Here is an 18,745-nt window from a genome sequence, read left to right as displayed (position 1 = left end):
GGCAAGGTCTTCGTGGACGGCAAGGAGGTCCCGAAGGGGAAGCTGAGCACCCTCTGCAAGCGGCCCCCGCTGCCCGGCAAGGGCGTCGTCTGCATCATGAAGGTCAAGGCCGACAAGGGAGACATTCACCGAGGGGGCGGGGTCAAGGTCCGCAAGGTCAAGGGCGGCAAGGTCTTCGTGGACGGCAAGGAGGTCCCGAAGGGGAAGCTGAGCACCCTCTGCAAGCGGCCCCCGCTGCCCGGCAAGGGCGTCGTCTGCATCGTGCACGTCAAGGCCGGCGAGAGCGGTGGGTTCGGCACGAGCGACGAGAAGGTCTACGTCGACGGCAAGCCGGCCCCGAAGGGGAAGGCGGGTATCAAGTGCCCGATGCCCAAGAAGCTCGGTGAGGGCATGAAGGACGTGCCCGCCGAGGACGGCGCCCCTGTGACCATCACGCCGAACTGACGCACAACTTGCCGCAGGCGCTGACCACTCCATGCGAACGTCCCGCCGGCCACCTCGCCGGCGGGACGTTCCGCCGGTCAGTCGCGTGCGAGCCGTTCGAGCGTGTCGACGACGCGGTTCGAGAAGCCCCCACTCGTCCTCGTACCAGGCGACCACCTTGACCTGCTTGCCGTCGCCGCGGGTGAGGGCGGCGTCGAAGATCGGTGAAGCGGGGTGACCGGTGAAAACGCCGGGGAGGGCGGGAGCGGCCCCGACGCCGGGCCCCGCCCGGGCAAAATGGGGATATTCGCCCGGAAACGGGCGAATCAGCGAGAACCGCCGATGCCCAGTGAACGGAGTGCGCGATGAGGTTCGTACGCGAAGGTGAGATCAAGGCCACCCGGCCGGGAGCGGACAGGTTCACCGACGGCGTATGGGAGGCGTCGGCGCTGGAGGAGCTGGAGCCGGACGGCCTGCGGGCCCAGCGTTTCTCCTACGAACCGCAGGCCCGCTCGGGCTGGCACACCCACGACGGGGAGCAGGCGCTGTACGTGCTGTCGGGGCGCGGGGTGGTGACGCGCTGGGGCGAGACCGCGGGCACGCGCATCGGGCCGGGCGACTGGGTCCACGTGCAGCCGGGCGAGAAGCACTGGCACGGGGCGGCCGCCGACGACACGCTGGTGCACATCGCCGTCACGGCGAGCGGCGCGACGCACTGGCACGGGCCGGTGACCGACGAGGAGTACCGCGCCGGCCTCGGCTGAGCGGCGGCCGGACGGCTCCGGCCGCCGTCGTCTCCTGGACGACGTGCGGACCCAGGAGGCGGCGCGCGGATCGGGGATCTGCGGCGGGCGGGTCCAGGAGGCGGCGCGCGGATCGGGAAACTGCGGCGTGCGCACGCCGAGGCGTGCCCGGCCGGCGCGGTGCGGCTCAGCCGGTGACGATGACGAGGTCGGCCCGGGAGCGCACGTCGTGGCGGGCGTAGTACCGCTCCTCCTGCTCGGCCCAGCGCCGCCAGTGGGGCGCGTACAGCTCGCCGTCGCGGGCGAGCGCCCGCGCCCTGCGGACCTTCTCGCCGGCCTCCAGCCACACGAGCCCGCTGAGATACGGCCCCGCCTCGCGGGCGCCGCAGCCCACGCCCTCGATCACGACGGCGTCCACCCTGGGGGTCTCGCGCCATTCGGCGTACCGGCCCCGCGTCCAGTCGTAGCGCCGCCAGCGTGCCCGGTCCCCGCGGCCCAGGGGACGCAGCACCCACTCAAGCAGGGCGTCCACCCCGGCCTCCAGGCCGTCCCAGCCGTCGTACAGGTCGTCCATCCGGACGACCGGCGCGGTGAGCGCCGCGGCCACGGCGGCGGCCAGCGTCGACTTGCCCGCGCCCGAGCGCCCCTCGACTGCCAGGACGTGGGTGCCGGCGGCGCGGGCGGACCGCGTGCGCAGCCAGCGCGCGACGGCGGCGGGATCGGGGGTCACGCGGGCCGAGCCTAACGGAGCCCCGGCGCGCCGCCCTCTCTGGCCGGGGGCCGGCCCCCGCAATGATCAGGTCCCCGGGCACGGTCCGGGAGCGGTCACGAGCAGGCCCCGGAGAGACCGGAGGCCACGAGAACGGCCCGGAGAGACCGGCCGGTCCCTCCGGGCCGCTCGTGAGGCCCGTGCCCGCCCCGCTACACGCCGGCGCGGGTGGGGCGGCGGATGTCGCTGCTCTGCTCCTGCCACTCGGGGGTCTCCGGCCCCTTCTCCTCGGCCATCTCCTCCATGCGCAGGGCGATCCCGATCGCGAAGAAGGTCGGCGCCCACTCGCCGACGAACAGCGCCCAGCGGTCGGCGCGCTCGATGCCGGCCGCCTCGTATTTGTTCGAGATGATCCAGGAGGCGATCGACATGCCGATCGACCCCATGGCGGCGCCGTACATCACGCTGGAGCGCAGTCCCATTTTGTGGAGTGTGCTGATCATACGTGTCCCCCTTGTGGTGTTTTGCCCCGATTCCGGGCGTACCCGGCCTGTCCTTCTGTAACCCGGCGGTTCCGCGACGCCGTGCGATACTCGCGACCGCGCATGAGGCGGGGACGGCCGGGTAGCCGTCCAGTCGGACCAGGAGGGGCGTCAATGGAAGTTCTGGGCATCGACATCGGCGGCTCCGGGATCAAGGGCGCCACGGTGGACACGGCCGCCGGCGTGCTCACCCGGGAGCGCCTGCGCATCCCGACGCCGCGGCCCGCCGTGCCGGGGGCGGTCGCCCAGGCCGTACGCGAGATCGTGGCGCACTTCTCCTGGACCGGCCCGATGGGCGTCACCTTCCCCGGAGTGGTCCTCGACGGGGTCGTCAGGACGGCGGCCAACGTGGACAGGTCGTGGATCGGCGTGAAGGGCGCCGACCTGTTCGGCGAGCAGACGGTCGTGCTCAACGACGCGGACGCGGCCGGCGTCGCCGAGATGGCCTTCGGCGCGGGCCGGGACCGGCGCGGGGTCGTGCTCATGCTGACCTTCGGCACCGGCATCGGCAGCGCGCTGTTCGTGGACGGCGCGCTGGTGCCCAACACCGAGTTCGGCCACATCGAGATCCGCGGCAAGGAGGCCGAGCACCGCGCCTCCGACCGGGTGCGCGAGGAGGAGGACCTGAGCTGGGACAAGTGGGCCCGGCGGGTGGAGGAGTACCTCAGGCACATGCGCGACCTGCTGTCGCCCACCCTGATCGTCGTCGGCGGCGGCGTGAGCAAGAAGGCCGGCAAGTTCCTGCCGTACATCGACCTCGGGGACACCCCGGTGGTGCCCGCCGAGCTGCGGAACGAGGCCGGGATCATCGGCGCGGCGATGGCCGCCACGGGGGCAACCACGGGTGCCGCCGCGGGGGCCGCGCGCCTGCCCTGAGCTCCCCGGGGCGCCCCCAGGGCATTCCTTGAGCATCCCCGGGTGTCTCCCGGGCGATAGAAGTCCCTTATTCCTACCTGGACAGCGGGTAATATCGCTGCCATGATGACCCCATGAACTCCTCGGGGAGGTTGACCCAGCGCCGGCACATCGACCTGCTGCGCGTCTGCGCCGCCGCCTGTTGACGACCGCGGTCACCACCGTCCGGTACGCCACGAGGCAAGGAGAGGGGCATGTCCCACCAGAACGTGATCGACTTTGTGGAGCGCAGGCGCGAGCAGGGCCATGAGCCCCCCGATCTCGGGCAGGGGTCCGTGCTCGGCGTGCTGCCGGTGCCGGAGACCGGCGCCGTGCTGATGATCGTGGGCTATCTGGTGCCCGCCGGGGGCGCGGCGGACGCGCCGGAGCAGCCGGTCGCCGCCCTGCAGAGGCGGGCGGCCGCCGGCGAGGAGGAACTGGTCCTGGACCGGGCCGCGCGGGTGGCCCGGGCCGGCGGCGAGGAGATCGAGCTGACCTTCCGGGAGTTCGAGCTGCTCGACTACCTCAGCTCTGCCCCCGGCCGGGTCTACAACCGCCGCCAGCTCATGGCCGCCGTCTGGGACCGGTACGACGACGAGGGCGGCCGTACGGTCGACGTGCACGTCCTGCGGCTGCGCCGCAAGCTGGGCGGGCACGCGGGCCGCATCGTGACCGTCCGCAACGTGGGGTACAAGTACCAGCCGGCGCGCCGCCGCTGACACCGCTCGAAGGGGCCGCCGGAAAAACGGCTGGCAGATCGGCGGGGGGCGTTGCCTATCCTTGAGCATGGAATGAACACGCTCGCCGATCTCCAGGCCCGCCTCCCCGACCTGATGCTGCGCGACCAGCGCAGGCTGCGCCGCCGTCTCGACGGCATGCGCCGGGTCCGCGACCGCGCCGCCCGCCAGTCCGTCGTCCAGGAGATCGCGGGGGACGTGGAGGCCGCGGAACTCCGCGTGGCCGCGCGCCGCGCGGCCGTCCCCGCTCTCAGTTACCCTCCCGAGCTGCCGGTCAGCCGGCACAAGGACGACCTGCTCACCGCGATCAGGGACCACCAGGTCGTCATCGTGGCCGGTGAGACCGGCTCGGGAAAGACCACCCAGATCCCCAAGATCTGCCTGGAGCTCGGCCGAGGGGTCCACGGGCTCATCGGCCACACCCAGCCGCGCCGCATCGCCGCCCGCACGGTCGCCGAGCGCATCGCCGAGGAGCTGTCGATCGAGCTGGGGGAGGCGGTCGGCTACAAGGTCCGCTTCACCGACCACTCCAGCGACGGGACGCTGGTCAAGCTCATGACCGACGGCATCCTGCTCGCCGAGATGCAGACCGACCCGCTGCTGCTGCAGTACGACACGCTGATCATCGACGAGGCGCACGAGCGCAGCCTCAACATCGACTTCATCCTCGGCTACCTCAAGCAGCTCCTCCCCAAACGGCCCGACCTGAAGGTGGTCATCACCTCCGCCACCATCGACCCCGAGCGGTTCGCCCGGCACTTCGCCCAGCCGGGCGGGGAGCCGGCGCCCGTGATCGAGGTGTCCGGGCGCACCTATCCCGTGGAGGTGCGCTACCGCCCCGTCGACGAGGACGACGACCAGACCCAGGCCATCGTCGACGCCGTGGACGAGCTGTGCGCCGAGGGACCGGGCGACATCCTGGTCTTCCTCAGCGGCGAGCGGGAGATCCGCGACACCGCCGACGCGCTCAAGGGCCGTCCCGAGGAGGTCCTCCCGCTGTACGCGCGGCTGTCGGCCGCCGAGCAGCACCGGGTCTTCCAGTCTCACCGGGGCCGGCGGATCGTGCTGGCGACCAACGTCGCGGAGACCTCGCTGACCGTGCCGGGCATCAAGTACGTGGTCGATCCGGGCACGGCGCGGATCTCCCGCTACAGCCATCGGCTGAAGGTCCAGCGGCTGCCGATCGAGCCGGTCTCCCAGGCGTCGGCCAACCAGCGCAAGGGCCGCTGCGGCCGTACGTCGGACGGCGTGTGCATCCGGCTCTACTCGGAGGAGGACTTCCTCTCCCGGCCGGAGTTCACCGACCCCGAGATCCTCCGTACGAACCTGGCGAGCGTCATCCTGCAGATGACGTCGCTGGGCCTGGGGGACATCGCGGCGTTCCCGTTCGTGGAGCCGCCGGACAGCCGTCAGGTCAGGGATGGTGTCAACCTGCTGCTCGAACTCGGCGCCCTGGCGGACAAGGGCGCGGGCCGGGAGGCGGGGAAGGGCGCGCAGCTCACGCCGCTCGGGCGCAAGCTGGCCCAGCTCCCGGTCGACCCACGCCTCGCCCGGATGGTGCTGGAGGCCGACAAGAACGGCTGCGCCCGCGAGGTGATGATCATCGCGGCCGCGCTGTCGATCCAGGACCCGCGTGAGCGGCCGGCCGACAAGCAGCAGGCGGCCGACGAGAAGCACCGCCGCTTCGCCGACAAGGAATCGGACTTCCTGACCTACCTCAACGTCTGGAACCACCTGCGCGACCGGCAGAAGGAGCTGTCGTCGAGCGCGTTCCGGCGGCTGTGTAAGGCCGAATACCTCAACTACCTGCGCGTGCGCGAGTGGCAGGACATCGACAGCCAGCTCCGTCAGGTGGCCAAGACGCTGGGCATCGTGCCCAACACCGTGCCGGCCGACCCCCAGCGGATCCACCAGTCGCTGCTGGCCGGCCTGCTGTCGCACATCGGGGTCAAGGACGTCGTCGAGAAGCGCAGGCAGGACGGGCGCAGGCCGATCACGGAGTACATCGGCGCCCGCAACGCCCGCTTCGCGATCTTCCCCGGCTCGGCCCTGGCCAAGGCGCAGCCGCAGTGGGTGATGTCGGCCGAGCTGGTCGAGACCTCCCGGTTGTGGGCGCGGGTCAACGGCAAGATCGAGCCCGGCTGGATCGAGCCCCTCGCGCAGCACGTGGTCAAGCGCACCTACAGCGAGCCGCACTGGGAGAAGGACCAGGCCGCCGTCGTCGCGCTGGAGAAGGTCACGCTGTACGGCGTGCCGATCGTGACCGAGCGGAAGGTCAACTACGGCCGCATCGACCCCGAGCTGAGCCGGGAGCTGTTCATCCGGCACGCCCTGGTCGGCGGCGACTGGCGCACCCACCACAAGTTCTTCCACGAGAACCGCAAGCTGCTTGAGGAGGTCGAGCGGCTGGAGGAGAAGGCCCGCCGCCGCGACATCCTCGTGGACGACGAGACGCTGTTCGACTTCTACGAGCAGCGGATTCCCGCCGACGTGGTCTCGGGCAGGCACTTCGACAGCTGGTGGAAGAAGGCGTCACGGGAGACGCCCGACCTGCTGACGTTCTCGCCGGACATGCTGGTCAACGACAGCGCCGGGGTCAGCGCCGGGGACTACCCCGACGCCTGGCGGCAGAACGGCCAGCGGATGCGGCTGACCTACCGCTTCGAGCCCGGCGCGGTGGAGACGGGCGAGGCCGACGGCGTGACCGTCCACATCCCGCTCGCGGTGCTCAACCAGGTCGACCCGGCCGGCTTCGACTGGCAGATCCCCGGCCTGCGCGAGGACCTCGTCACCGCGCTCATCCGGTCGCTGCCGAAGAACCTGCGCCGCAACTTCGTCCCCGCCCCCAACTACGCCAAGGCCGTGCTGGAACGCGTACGGCCCGGCGGCGAGCCGATCCTGGAGGCGCTGGAGCGCGAGCTGCGGGCGCTGACCGGGGTGGAGGTGCCGCGCGACGCGTGGGCCCTCGACCAGCTCCCGGCGCACCTGCGGATCACCTACCGGGTGGTCGACGACCGTAAACGCACGGTGGACGAGGACAAGGATCTGGAGGCGCTCAAGCGGCGGCTCGCGCCGAAGCTGCGCGCCACGCTGTCGAGGGCCGCCGACGACCTCGAACGCGACGGCCTGCACGGCTGGACGATCGGCACGCTGCCGAAGGTGTTCGAGCAGGGCAGAATGCGGGCCTACCCGGCCCTGGTGGACGAGGGCACGAGCGTCGCGGTCCGGATGTTCGAGACCGAGCGCGAGCGCGACAGGGCCATGTGGGCGGGCACGAGGAGGCTGCTGCTGCTCAACGTGGTCAGCCCGGCCAAGGCCATCCTGCGGACCCTGACCACCGCGCAGAAGCTCGCGCTCAGCCGCAGCCCGCACGGCGGGGCCGCCGCCCTGTTCGACGACTGCACGGCGTGCGCCGCCGACAAACTCATGGCCCAGGCGGGCGGGCCCGCCTGGGACGAGGCCGGGTTCGAGCGCCTACGCGACCACGTGCGCGCCTCGCTGTTCGAGACGACCGAGGAGGTCGTCTCCCGCGTGGAGCGCGTCCTGGCGGCCTGGCACGCCGCGCAGAACCGGCTCGGCGCGCTGGGGGGCGGCGCGGCCGACCTCAGGGCCGACATCGCCGACCAGCTCGACGGGCTGGTGCACGACGGGTTCGTCACCGAGACGGGCTACGACCGGCTGCCCGACGTGCACCGCTACCTGCGGGCGGTCGAGCGCCGGCTCGACAAGCTCCCGGACGATCCGCGCCGGGACCGCGAGTGGATGCACCGCGTGCACGACGTCGAGGACGAGTATCGCGACCTGCTCGACCGGCTGAAGCCCGAGGAGCGGGACGCCACGGCCGTACGGGACATCCGGTGGATGATCGAGGAGTTGCGGGTGAGCTTCTTCGCCCAGCAGCTCGGCACGCCCACCCCGGTCTCCGAGAAACGCATCCGCAAAGCCCTCCACAACCTCACCACCCCCCACCCCGCGTGATCTTGGGGGTTAGTGGCCGAGGGCGGCTCCGATGAGCGCGCGGGGGTCGGCCGCCCCGGCGAGGACGCCCGACGGGAGCAGGTCGATCAGGTGGGCGTGGCCGAAGTTGGAGCCCCACTCCACCGGCTGGACCGTGTGCCCGCGCTCGCGCAGGCCGTCGGCCCACGGCGCGCCCTCCTCGACCTCTACGACGGGGCTGGACCGCCAGGTGTCGAAGCCGGTGCCGCTGCCGAGCGCCCAGCGCGGGGCGCCGATCGCCTCGCCGGGCGTCTGGCCGTGCGCGAGCAGCCGGGTGACCAGCTGCAGCAGGATCTGCGGCTGCGCGTCGCCCCCCATGGTGCCGAGGACCGTGCGCAGCCCACCGTCCGGCCGGGTGATCAGTGCCGGGCACAGCGTGTGGGGCGGCCGGCGGCCCGGGCCGTACTCCGCGGGATGGCCGGGCGTGAGCGAGAAGCCGATGCCGCGGTTGTGTAGGTTGATCCCGGTGCTGGGCTCGAAGAGCAGGCTGCCGAAGCCCGACGCGTTCGACTGGATGAGCGAGACGCCCATGCCGTCCCCGTCGACCACGCACAGGTACGTCGTGTCGCCCGGCCCGGCGGGGGCGTCGGGCAGGGGGGAGCGGCGCTCGGGGTCGATCAGCGCGCGGCGGGCGGCGGCCGTGCCGAGCGGCGCGACGGCGCCCTCGTGGAGGACGTCCAGCCGGTCGTGCCCGGCGGCCCTGGCCGCCTCCACCAGCAGATGGGCCCAGCGCGGGTCGGCCGGGTCGGCGGGCCGGTCAAGCTCGGCGAGGATCTCCAGGGCCAGCAGGAGCAGGTAACCCTGGGAGTTCGGCGGAACGGTCCAGATCCGGTGCCCGAACACCTCGACGCTCAGCGGCTCCACCCAGTCGGCGTTCGGCCGGGCCAGGTCCTCCTCCGTGTACTCGCCGCGGCCCAGTTCCAGCAGGCCCTTGCCGAACTCGCCCTGGTAGAACGCCGCGCGGCCGCCCTCGCCGAGCGCGGTCAGGGCCCTGGCGACGCCGGGCCTGCGGATCACGTCCCCGGCGCGGCGGGCGGCGGCGAAGTCCCCGGCTCCGGGCAGTGAGCCGATGAACTCCCCACCCGGGGCGAGCAGCGGCGAGGCGGGGAAGCCCTCCGTCGCGAGGCGGATCGCGGGGGCCAGCAGGTCGGCGAGCGGCAGGCGGGCCCACCGCTCGTGCAGCGCCAGCCATCCGTCGGCGCAGCCGGGCACCGGGACCGAGCGGATGTCGTACAGGTGGGGCATCCGGTCGAGGCCCTCGGCCCGCAGCCGGGCGGGGTCGGCTCCCGAGCCCGCCCGCCCCGAGGCGTTGAGCGCGCTCACGGTCCCGTCGTGGACGAGGGCGAACAGATCGCCGCCGAGACCGCACATGTGCGGAGCGGTGACCGCCAGTACGGCGTTGGCGGCGATGGCCGCGTCCACCGCGTTTCCGCCTTTGTCCAGCATGGCGACGCCCGCCGCCGAGGCCAGATGATCGACCGTGCATACCATGCCGTTCGGGGCATACCGAGTCTCGCTCACGTTGGGCGATGTTACGGCACACCTTAGAGTGGCTGCCGTAACAGGACGAAGGGGAGAGACGGTCATGGTCCGGGCGCTCGTGTTCGACGTGGGAGAGACACTCATCGACGAGACCCGGATCTGGTCCCGGTGGGCCGACCGGCTGGGCGTGCCGCGCCTGACCTTCATGGGGGTGCTCGGCGGTATGGCGGCGCTCGACCGGAGCCACCGGGAGGCGTTCGAGCTGATCAGGCCGGGGATCGACCTCGACGCCGAGATCGACGCGTGGCGGCGCGAGGACCCGGACGGGTTGCGCGAGAACTTCGACGCCGACGACCTCTACGCGGACGTGCGGCCCGGTCTCGCGGCCCTGCGGGAGGCCGGCTACGACCTGGTCGTCGCGGGAAACCAGCCGCCCCAGGCGTACGACGCGCTGGTCGCGATGGACCTGCCGGTGGACGGGATCCACACCTCGGCGGGATGGGGGCTGGAGAAGCCCGACCCCGCGTTCTTCGCCAAGGTCGCGGCCGTCTGCGGCCATGAGCCCGGGCAGATCCTGTACGTCGGCGACCGTCTCGACAACGACGTCCTGCCGGCCGCGCGCGCCGGGATGCGGACGGCCCTGCTGCGCCGCGGACCCTGGGGCTACCTGCACGCCGCCCGTCCCGAGGCCGCGGAGGCCGACATCGTCGCCGACGGTTTCACGGACCTCGTCCGTCTGGCGCCCACGCTCGGCTGAACCACCGGGCCCCCGTGCTCGCCGATCATCTCGTCCGGCACGGTCCGCGTCATGCGACTCAGCGCCTGGGCGGGCGCGGTCCGCACGCCCGCGCTCGGCCGATCAGGGGCGCAGCCGGCGGGCGAGGAGCTCGCGCAGCGCGCCGGTCTCCTCGCCGAGCCGGTTGAGGGAGGCCAGGAACTCCTCCGGCGCGTCGAGAAGGCCGAGCATCCGGGCGGACACGTCCTCGCGGGCGGCGCGGCCCGCCTCGATCGCGGCTCTGCCGTGCGGGGTCAGCTCGATCATCCGGGCCCGCTGGTCGCCGGGGTCGGCCCGGCGGGCCACGTAGCCGACGCGCTCCATCTCGGCCGCCACCTTGGAGGCGCCCTGCGGGGTCATGCCGAGCAGCCCGGCCAGGTCGGAGACCCGTACGGGACCGGTGAGCAGGTGCTGGAACACGTATCCGTGCACGGTGCGCACCTGGTCGTGCCCGGCGGTGGCCATCCGGGCGCGCACCTCGGCGTCGCACGCCGCGGCGAGAGCCGTGAACAGCAGGGTCAGGTCGCTTGACACCACCTCGGGATGCTCTAATACTCAACCATGGTTTCGCAACTTAGGTTGAGTAATGTGGAGGGACATTCGATGTGGTGTGATCCGGCCTTCGCGCGCGTCGCGGACGCGTTCAGGGAGACGGGCGGCGGGGAAGGGGGCGCCGCCCTCGCCGTGTACGCGGACGGGCGCATGGTCGTGGACCTCTGGCAGGGCACGGCCGGCCCCGGCGGCGTACGCCCCTGGGAGCGGGACACGGTCGTCAACGTCTTCTCGGTGTCGAAGGGGGTGCTGGCGACGCTCGCGCACCTGTACGTCCAGCGCGGGCTGCTCGACCTCGACGCCCCGGTGGCCCGTTACTGGCCCGGGTTCGCCACCGCCACCACCGTCGCCGACCTGCTCGCGCACCGGTCAGGGCTGCCCGCCGTCCGCCGGGAGCTGCCGCCGGGCTCCCTGTTCGACTGGGACGCGATGACCGCCGCGCTCGCGGCCGAGCGCCCGTGGTGGACGCCGGGGGAGCGGCACGGGTATCACGCGGTGACCTTCGGCTGGCTCGTCGGCGAGGTGCTGCGCCGGGTGGGCGGCCGGCTGGTCCGCGACCTGGTCCGCGACGAGCTCGGCGTCCCCGACCTGTGGATCGGCCTGCCGGCGTCCGAGGCGGGCCGTGCCGCGTACCTCGCCCCGCCGCAGGCCGGGCGGGACGCCGCACCGTCATCGCTGACCACCGCCATGTCCGAGCCCGGCTCGATCACGATGATGGCCTTCTGCAACCCGGCCGAGCAGCTCACGCCCGGTCTGGCCAACACCGCGCGCTGGCGGGCCGCCGAGATCCCCGCGTCCAACGGGCACGCCACGGCCAGGGCCCTCGCGACGCTGTACGGCAGGCTCGTGTCGTGCCGGGGGCGCGCCGCCGACGGCGCCGGCCCGCTCCTCGACCCTGACGTGCTCGGCCGGGCCGTCGCGCCCAGGAGCGAGGGGCGCGACGAGGTCCTGCGGGCGCAGACCAGGTTCGCGCTCGGCTACATGCTGCCCTGCGAGATCCGGCCGTTCGCGCCGAACCCGCGCGCCTTCGGGCACAGCGGCTCGGGCGGGGCGCTCGCCTTCGCCGACCCGGACGCGCGGATCGCCCTGGCCTACACGCCGAGCCGCCTCGTCGTCAGCGCGGCCGGCCCCGACCCGAGATGGGAACCCATGGTCGCGGCGCTGTACGCCTGCCTGTGACGGTCCGCAGGGGGGACGGACAGCGTCGCGACGGGGGCGCGTTCAGCGCTGCGCCTGCTTCTTCTGCCTGACGGCGGCGACCAGCTCGTCCTTGGTCATCCCCGACGCGCCCTCGACGCCCAGCTCCCCGGCCTGGTGCAACAGCTCGTCCTTCGTCCGCGAGCGCGGCTTGATCGGAGCGGCGAGCACCTCGGCCTTCCGCTTGCTGAAGGCCTTGCCGAGCTGCACCCGCTCCTCGAAGGGGACGGCCTTCTCCAGAACCGGGAGGATGTCGTTCTCCTCCTCCTCGACGTGATGCGTCACCGCCTCGATCAGCTCGTGCAGCAGCGTGTCGAACTCGGGGCTCTCCGGGGCGGTCTCCAGGAGCCGGGAGAGCATCTCCTCGGCCTCGTGGTGCTCCTCGGTGCCGTGGTGGACCTCCTCCTTCTCCTCGGGCTGCCGCCTGGCGAGCACGGGGTAGACCTCGTCCTCCTCGCCCTCGCTGTGGGCGATGAACTTCGCCGCCAGCTCCGCGAGAAGGGCCGGCCGGTTCTCCGGCATCTTCCGGAGCCGCTCGAACAGCGACTCCACGTCGCGGTGATCTTCCTTGATCAGGCTGATGACGTCGGTTGCCATGGGTTTCCTCCTGTGCGTGGACGCGCTCGCACTACCCGGAGGCGCCGTGCTCACACCGTCATGGCCGGTTGCGGCCGTTCGTTCGCAGATGGCGGCGAATCGTGTCCCGTAGACTCGGCTCATGATCGAGGGAGGCCGGTCGCGGAGGCTCCGAGGTCCTCGGCGCGGCGACCTGAGCGTCGCCGAGATCGCCGAGCTCGCCGGGGTCTCACCGCCGACGGTCTCGAAGGTGCTGCACGGCCGGACCGGCGTGGGGGAGAGCACCCGTCAGCGGGTGGAGGCGCTCCTGCGTGAGCACGGGTTTCGCAGGGCGGTGCCCACCGGGTCGGGCTACGGCCTGGAGGTGGTGTGCAGCAACATGCTGGGTTCGATCGCGATCGAGATCATGCGGGGCGTCGAGCAGGTCGCGGCCGCCCGTCAGCTGGCCGTCGGCTTCACCGACGTGCGCTCGTGCGACACGGCAGGCCTGCCCTGGGTGGAGCCGTTGTTGCTGCGGCAGCCGGTGGGGGTGATCGCCGTCGTCTCCGGAGTGACCGTCGCGCACCGCGACCTGTTCGAGGCAGCCGGGGTCCCCCTCGTGGCGCTGGACCCCACCGGGGACGTGCATCCCACGCCGGCGGTGGGATCGACCGGCTGGAGCGGTGCGCTCGCGGCCACGCGGCACCTGCTGGACCTGGGGCATCGGCGGATCGGCGTGATCACCGGGCCGGCCGGCTTCCTGGCCTCGCGGGCGCGGCTGGACGGCTTCCGCGCCGCTCTGGACACCGCGGGCGTCCCGTTCGACGAACGGCTCATGCGCGACGGGCCGTTCCTGTTCGAACACGGCCGGGACCTCGGGGCCGAGCTGCTGGCCCTCCCCGACCCTCCGACGGCCATCATGTGCGGAAACGACCTGCAGGCGTTCGGCGTCTACGAGGCCGCCAGGATCGCCGGTCTGCGCATCCCCGACGACCTCAGCGTCGTCGGGTTCGACGACATCGAGCACTGCGCCTGGGTCGCGCCGCCGTTGACCACGGTGCGCCAGCCGTTCTCCGAGATCGGCGCCACCGCGGCGCGCATGGTGCTGGCGCTGGCCGACGGGGAGAGACCGTCCGAGAGGCTCGTCGAGCTCGGCACCACCCTCGTGGTCCGCGACAGCACCGCCCCGCCCCGTCGGAACCCGAGGATCAGGAGTCCCTGGTGAGGGTGCCCTCGTAGGCGAACAGGCCGAGGTCGTCGGTGTGGCGGTAGGCGAGGGCGTCGCCCCGGAGGGTGAGCGTGACGTCGCCGGGCACGCACTGCGGGACGTCCTCCAGCCGGAACGTGAGCGCCGGGCCGGACGCCGCGGTCAGCCGCAGCGTGCCGTCGCACGAGTTCGCCGGCTCCTTCCACCTGCCGGACGGCTTGCCGGCCTTCAACTCGATCTCGATGTCGTACTCGCTCGTGAGGAGGCCGGCGGTGGGCGCGATGTGCCCCCGCCACTTCCCCTCGAACGCCTGCGGAATGCCCGCCGGCGCGGAGGCGGTCGCCGGGTCCGCCCCGCCCGTGGTTCCGGCGGCGGTCGGCGTCGGGCCCGCCGTGTACGTGCTCTGGGCGGGCGCGCTCGCCAGGGGAGTGGGGGACGGGTCGCCGCCGGACATCGCGGCCAGGCGGGGGACCAGCAGCGCGGCGGTGATCCCGAGAGCCGCCACGGCGGCGCCGGCCCCGGCCAGGACCCGGGTGCGCGATCCGCCTCGGCCGCCCCGGCCGCCCCCGGGCACGGTGTCGGCCGCCCCGCTCCCGGCCGCCCCGCTTCCGGCCGCGGTGCGCCCCCCGGCGGGCCCGTGCTCGCGCGCGGGTCCGTGTTCCTCGGCCGGACCCGCCGGCGGCGAGGTCGCCGGCCACGAAGACGGCCCGTACGGCTGCGCGGGCCCGCCGGGAGGGACGACGCTCGCCGCCGCACCCGTACGCACCGGTCCGGTCGGGGTGCCGACGAGTTCGAGCAGCAGGTCGCGGGCCGCGGGACGGGCGGCGGGATCCTTGGCGAGGCAGCGTTCGACCGGTGCGCGCAGGGGTGGGGGCACCGGCGTCAGGTCGGGGAACGTCGTCATGATCCGGTGCAGCACGGCGGCGACGTTGCCGGCGCCGAACGCCGCCCTGCCGGTGGCGGCGAAGACGATCGTCGCGCCCCACGCGAACACGTCGGAGGCGGGGGTGGCCGGATGCCCCGCGATCTGCTCGGGCGCCAGGTAGGCCGGGGTGCCCACCGGGCCCGCGGTCATCGTCTCGCTCTCGTCGTGGCGGGCGATGCCGAAGTCGACCACGCGGGGACCGTCCGGCCCCAGCAGCACGTTGCCCGGTTTGAAGTCGCGGTGCACGATGCCCGCGCCGTGGATCGCCGCCAGCGCGGTCGCCGTCCCCACCGCGAGCCGTTCCAGCTCGCCTCCGCGCAGCGGCCCCGACGCGGTCACCCGCTGCTGCAGCGAGGGGCCGTCGACGAACTCGCTCACGACGTACGGCTCGCGCCCGTCCACCATCGCCGTGATCACCCTGGCGGTGCAGAAGGGAGCGACGCCCCGCAGGACGTCGAGTTCGCGGGTCAGCCGGGCCCGGACGACGGGATCGAGCCCGGTCTTGAGCACCTTGACCGCGACCGGAGCGCCGTCCGGCGCATGGCCCAGGTAGACGACGCCTTGGCCGCCCTCGCCGAGACGTCCGCTGATGCGGAACCCGCCGAGCGTGCGCGGGTCGTCTGGTTCAAGGGGGGCGACCATGGTCACACGGTAGCGACCCCGTGGCCGTCGCGGGATCAGAGCATGCGGAGGTTCACCGCGTCGGCGAGCGCGAGCCGCCCGGCGTCGCTCAGGTGCAGGTGGTCGCCCGAGTCGTACGAGACGGCCAGCTGCTCGGGGAACTCGGGGTCGCGTACGGCCCGGTCGAAGTCGAGGACGCCGTCGAACGCCTTGCTCGTGCGGATCCACTCGTTCAGCCGCTGCCTGATCTCCTCGCGCTCCGGAGTCCAGGTGCTCCAGCCGTAGAAGGGGGTGAGCGTGCCGACCAGCACCTTGACCTTGCGGGCGTGCGCCTCGCGGATCAACCTCTTGTATCCGTAGGCGAGCGGCTTGATCGAGGTGTAGTCGCCCCGGGCGATGTCGTTGATCCCCTCGTAGACCACCACGGTGCGCACCCCCGGCTGGGAGAGCACGTCGCGGTAGAACCGGCTGAGACCGCTCGGGCCGACGTTGGAGTGCAGCAGCCTGTTCCCGGCGATGCCGGCGTTGAGCACCCCCATCCGCCGCGACGCCGACTGGCGGGCCAGCCGCTGCCGCAGGTAGTCGGTCCAGCGGCGGTTGGCGTCGACGGCCTGGCCCGCACCGTCGGTGATCGAGTCGCCGAACGCGACCACCGAGCCGACCGTGGCCCCGCCCGCCTCGACCGCGATCCGGTCGAGGAAGTACCACTGCGTGCTCGTGTAGGTGAAGCCCTCGCCGCTCTCCTCCGCCGCGTGGTCCCCCGGGCCCGACAGGTATGTGGTGCTGTAGGCGCGTTCGTGCCCGGTCACGCCTCTGACCGTGCCGGGCAGGTGGACGCTGACGACCAGGGCGGATCCGCCGGCGATCCGGCCCGGGATCGGATCACTCCAGACGGCCTGGCCCGGCGGCACCTTCACCGCGGTGCGCTTGCGGAAGGTCACCGGCCGGTTGGTGCCCGCGATGATCTCGGCGCCGTACGCCTGGACGCCCACGTGGACGTCGGCGAACGTCACGGGCGCCGCACCGAAGAGGTTGGACAGCCGCAGGCGCGTACCGCCGCCGCCGACGCTGGCACGCACGATCATCCGCACGGTCTGCCCGCCGAGGGCCGCCGTGACCCGGTCGGTCGAGGTGGTCCACGCGCCGACCAGGCGGTGCTGTGCGCGTGAGTCGCCACCGGGCCTCGGCGCGGCCGTGCGGCGTGTGCCGGTCGCCGCGGCGAGCCCTCGGGCGGCGGACGGCGAAGCGGCCGCGGTACGCGCGGCCGTGAGGGACTCCGCGTGGACCGGCGCCATGGGAAGCGCGGCGGCCGCGCCGCTGACGGCGAGGGCGAGAGCGGCCATGGTCAACCGGTGAGCCGGCCGTGCCATCCGGGGTCCTCCATCTGGGGTGTGGCTGCCTGAGGCAAGTCCGTTCCATGCGGCCCCGCTTCCGATCGCTCCGCCGAGACCGTTGATCGAAAAGCGTCCGCGACGCCATACATTACGACTGTTTGGGGAACGCGGGGTGAGAAGTTGACCGTCAGTCGTAAGAGTCGACCACATTCCGGCTGAATACCGGCTGTCGCCGTGCCCGATCTCCGCGCCGTCCCACGTCGGCCGCGGCCCGCGTACCAGGCGCTTCGCCCGCCTGGGAAGGGACGCCTAGGTGAGTAGCGGGATCGATGCGACAGTAGGTGCAGATCTTCACTCTGCACTCATTTCTCCGTCATAGAGGGACGGATAGGCTCGGAACGATGAATGCATACGAGCGTTGGATCGTTCTGGAAGGCGCGGCGAACGTACGGGACCTCGGCGGCCTGCCCACCGCCGACGGTGGGACCACGGTGCCCGGCCGGATCCTGCGGGCCGACAACCTGCAGGGCCTGACCGAGGGTGACATGGCACTGCTCGTGGCCGACCTCAAGCTGCGGCACGTGGTCGACCTGAGGTCGGAGACCGAGGTACGCCTGGAGGGCCCCGGTCCGCTGACCCTCCTGCCGGAGGTCGGCATCCACCACCACAGCCTGTTCGCCGAAGGCGGGCATCTCACCGACGTCGAGGCCGACACCATCGACGACCGGGCCCTGCCGTGGCAGGGCGAGCGGGACGAGGAGGACCTGGCCGAACTCCGCGTGACCGGCTACTACTACGGATATCTGCGCGACCGGCCCGACTCGGTGGTGGCCGCCCTGCGGGTGCTCGCCCGCGACGACGGCATGGCCGTGGTCCACTGCGCGGCGGGCAAGGACCGCACCGGAGTGGTCTCCGCCCTGGCGCTCGCCGTCGCCGGCGCCACCCGGGAGGCGATCGTCGAGGACTACGTCGCCACCGGCGAACGGCTGGAGGGCATCCTCGCCCGGCTGCGCGCCAGCCGCACCTACCGCGAGGACCTCGACTCGAAGCCGGCCGACAGCCACCTGCCGCGGCCCGAGTACATGTCCCAGTTCCTGTCGACGCTGGACGACCGGTTCGGCGGCCCCCTCGGCTGGCTGCGCACCCACGGCTGGACCGACGCCGACACCGAGGCCCTTCGCGGCCGGCTGCGCGACTGACCTCCGGCCGGTGCCGGAGGCGGGGTCAGGCGAGGGTTTCGCCGCCGTCGACGGTGATGACCTGGCCGGTGACGTAGTTGTTGGCCATGAGGAAGACGGCCGTGGCGGCGGCTTCCTCGGCGGTGCCGAAGCGGCCGAGGGGCGTGGACGTTCCGGCGGCGGCGATCGCGTCGTCGGAGTCCAGCCCCGGCAGTGAACGCAGGAGCGGGGTGTCGATCCGGCCGTAGCGTACGGTGTTCACCCGCACCCGAGCAGGGGCGAGCTCCACGGCGAGGGCCCTGGTGAGGGTCTCCACGGCGCCGGCGGCCGACAGCGGGACGGTCATCCCGGGGTAGGGGCGGACCACGAGAATCCCCGAGCTGAACGTGAGCGAACCTCCCGCGGGAAGCCGGGTCGCCGCCGCGCGGGCGACGGCGAAGACCGTCTGGAGGGGGCCCGAGCCGAGGGTCGTGCGGATGTCGTCGGCCGACAGCCCGGTCAGCGGACCGGCGCCGCTGATGCCGCCGGCGGTGACGTACACGTGGTCGACGTGACCCGCCCTGTCGAACGCCTCGGCGAGGATCCGCTCGTCCCCGGCGTCGCCGGGAACGCCCAGCACGGCGTCGTCGGGGTCCCCGGCCGGGCCCGCCTCGCGCACGCGGGCGACGGCGGCCTTCAGCCGGTCGGGGTCGCGGCCGACCAGCACGACGCGGGCGCCGACCGAACGCAGCAGGACGGCCGCCGCCAGCCCGATGCCCGAGCTGCCGCCGATGAGGACGGCGGTCGCGCCGGAGAGGGTGCCCGGCAGCGGCGACCGGACGGGGATGGGTGTCGCAGTGCTCATGAGAGAGCCTTTCGGTGAAATAAACCATCTG

17 protein-coding genes are annotated in these 18,745 nt (G+C 72.9%); 9 read left to right on the top strand and 8 right to left on the bottom strand.

The annotated features are described in order from the left end of the window. Together ACIBK1_RS10940 and ACIBK1_RS10935 are read left to right on the top strand one after the other, a co-directional pair. Positions 1-444: hypothetical protein (locus ACIBK1_RS10940; RefSeq protein WP_396734052.1), on the top strand; the 444-nt coding region annotated here is incomplete at its 5' end. Between the two features lie 344 nt (positions 445-788). Continuing rightward, positions 789-1,187: a cupin domain-containing protein gene (locus ACIBK1_RS10935; protein ID WP_030505583.1), complete on the top strand. Its 399-nt coding sequence runs from the start codon at positions 789-791 to the stop codon at positions 1,185-1,187. 166 nt (positions 1,188-1,353) lie between these two features. Here ACIBK1_RS10935 and ACIBK1_RS10930 read toward each other — a convergent pair whose 3' ends face one another. Then, on the bottom strand, positions 1,354-1,896 hold the full coding sequence (locus ACIBK1_RS10930; RefSeq protein ID WP_396734049.1) for a hypothetical protein: 543 nt from the start codon (positions 1,894-1,896) through the stop codon (positions 1,354-1,356). A 191-nt stretch (positions 1,897-2,087) separates the two neighbouring features. After that, positions 2,088-2,357, bottom strand: a complete 270-nt coding sequence (locus ACIBK1_RS10925) for a hypothetical protein (RefSeq protein WP_231513709.1) — start codon at positions 2,355-2,357, stop codon at positions 2,088-2,090. 174 nt (positions 2,358-2,531) lie between these two features. Here ACIBK1_RS10925 and ppgK point away from each other — a divergent pair, with 174 nt between their 5' ends. The 3 genes from ppgK to hrpA all read left to right on the top strand — a co-directional run bounded on the left by ppgK (position 2,532) and on the right by hrpA (position 8,026). Beyond that, positions 2,532-3,293 (top strand): polyphosphate--glucose phosphotransferase, encoded by a 762-nt coding sequence (gene ppgK / locus ACIBK1_RS10920; RefSeq protein ID WP_396734045.1) that lies wholly within the window; start codon positions 2,532-2,534, stop codon positions 3,291-3,293. A gap of 233 nt (positions 3,294-3,526) precedes the next feature. Continuing rightward, on the top strand, positions 3,527-4,030 hold the full coding sequence (locus ACIBK1_RS10915; protein WP_051761168.1) for a winged helix-turn-helix domain-containing protein: 504 nt from the start codon (positions 3,527-3,529) through the stop codon (positions 4,028-4,030). 72 nt (positions 4,031-4,102) lie between these two features. Further along, complete coding sequence (hrpA, locus tag ACIBK1_RS10910; protein ID WP_396734042.1) at positions 4,103-8,026, top strand: ATP-dependent RNA helicase HrpA; 3,924 nt, start codon at positions 4,103-4,105, stop codon at positions 8,024-8,026. Between the two features lie 9 nt (positions 8,027-8,035). On the opposite strand, the gene ACIBK1_RS10905 is transcribed toward hrpA, so the two are convergent. Further along, positions 8,036-9,565, bottom strand: a complete 1,530-nt coding sequence (locus ACIBK1_RS10905) for a gamma-glutamyltransferase family protein (RefSeq protein ID WP_396734040.1) — start codon at positions 9,563-9,565, stop codon at positions 8,036-8,038. Between the two features lie 64 nt (positions 9,566-9,629). On the opposite strand from ACIBK1_RS10905, the gene ACIBK1_RS10900 reads away from it, so the two are divergent. After that, positions 9,630-10,283: an HAD family hydrolase gene (locus ACIBK1_RS10900; protein ID WP_396734037.1), complete on the top strand. Its 654-nt coding sequence runs from the start codon at positions 9,630-9,632 to the stop codon at positions 10,281-10,283. A gap of 102 nt (positions 10,284-10,385) precedes the next feature. Here the strand turns inward: ACIBK1_RS10900 and ACIBK1_RS10895 are convergent, their stop codons facing one another. After that, on the bottom strand, positions 10,386-10,838 hold the full coding sequence (locus tag ACIBK1_RS10895; protein ID WP_396734034.1) for a MarR family winged helix-turn-helix transcriptional regulator: 453 nt from the start codon (positions 10,836-10,838) through the stop codon (positions 10,386-10,388). A gap of 66 nt (positions 10,839-10,904) precedes the next feature. On the opposite strand from ACIBK1_RS10895, the gene ACIBK1_RS10890 reads away from it, so the two are divergent. Further along, positions 10,905-12,032, top strand: coding sequence for a serine hydrolase domain-containing protein (locus ACIBK1_RS10890; RefSeq protein WP_197042381.1), 1,128 nt, complete (start codon positions 10,905-10,907; stop codon positions 12,030-12,032). A gap of 42 nt (positions 12,033-12,074) precedes the next feature. On the opposite strand, the gene ACIBK1_RS10885 is transcribed toward ACIBK1_RS10890, so the two are convergent. Further along, positions 12,075-12,647 (bottom strand): hemerythrin domain-containing protein, encoded by a 573-nt coding sequence (locus ACIBK1_RS10885; protein ID WP_030505573.1) that lies wholly within the window; start codon positions 12,645-12,647, stop codon positions 12,075-12,077. 121 nt (positions 12,648-12,768) lie between these two features. On the opposite strand from ACIBK1_RS10885, the gene ACIBK1_RS10880 reads away from it, so the two are divergent. Continuing rightward, a complete protein-coding gene (locus tag ACIBK1_RS10880; protein WP_076434539.1) occupies positions 12,769-13,830 on the top strand; it encodes a LacI family DNA-binding transcriptional regulator in 1,062 nt (353 codons plus the stop codon). On the opposite strand, the gene ACIBK1_RS10875 is transcribed toward ACIBK1_RS10880, so the two are convergent. Both ACIBK1_RS10875 and ACIBK1_RS10870 read right to left on the bottom strand, forming a co-directional pair. Beyond that, on the bottom strand, positions 13,814-15,379 hold the full coding sequence (locus tag ACIBK1_RS10875) for a serine/threonine-protein kinase (protein ID WP_396734029.1): 1,566 nt from the start codon (positions 15,377-15,379) through the stop codon (positions 13,814-13,816). The two genes, ACIBK1_RS10880 and ACIBK1_RS10875, sit on opposite strands and share 17 nt — an antisense overlap. Before the next feature lie 35 nt (positions 15,380-15,414). Continuing rightward, positions 15,415-16,728 carry an SGNH/GDSL hydrolase family protein gene (locus tag ACIBK1_RS10870; protein ID WP_396734026.1) on the bottom strand — a complete coding sequence of 438 codons (1,314 nt, stop codon included), beginning with the start codon at positions 16,726-16,728 and terminating at the stop codon, positions 15,415-15,417. A 365-nt stretch (positions 16,729-17,093) separates the two neighbouring features. Between ACIBK1_RS10870 and ACIBK1_RS10865 the strand changes: the two genes are divergently transcribed. Continuing rightward, on the top strand, positions 17,094-17,891 hold the full coding sequence (locus tag ACIBK1_RS10865; RefSeq protein WP_357325092.1) for a tyrosine-protein phosphatase: 798 nt from the start codon (positions 17,094-17,096) through the stop codon (positions 17,889-17,891). Positions 17,892-17,916: 25 nt separating this feature from the next. On the opposite strand, the gene ACIBK1_RS10860 is transcribed toward ACIBK1_RS10865, so the two are convergent. Next, positions 17,917-18,714 (bottom strand): SDR family NAD(P)-dependent oxidoreductase, encoded by a 798-nt coding sequence (locus ACIBK1_RS10860; RefSeq protein ID WP_357325089.1) that lies wholly within the window; start codon positions 18,712-18,714, stop codon positions 17,917-17,919. Positions 18,715-18,745 lie beyond the last annotated feature (31 nt).

It is taken from the genome of Microbispora rosea, from assembly GCF_044460045.1.
GTDB lineage: Bacteria > Actinomycetota > Actinomycetes > Streptosporangiales > Streptosporangiaceae > Microbispora > Microbispora rosea.
Note: the sequence above shows the minus strand (reverse complement) of the source record. Positions and strands in the feature narration are given on the sequence as shown.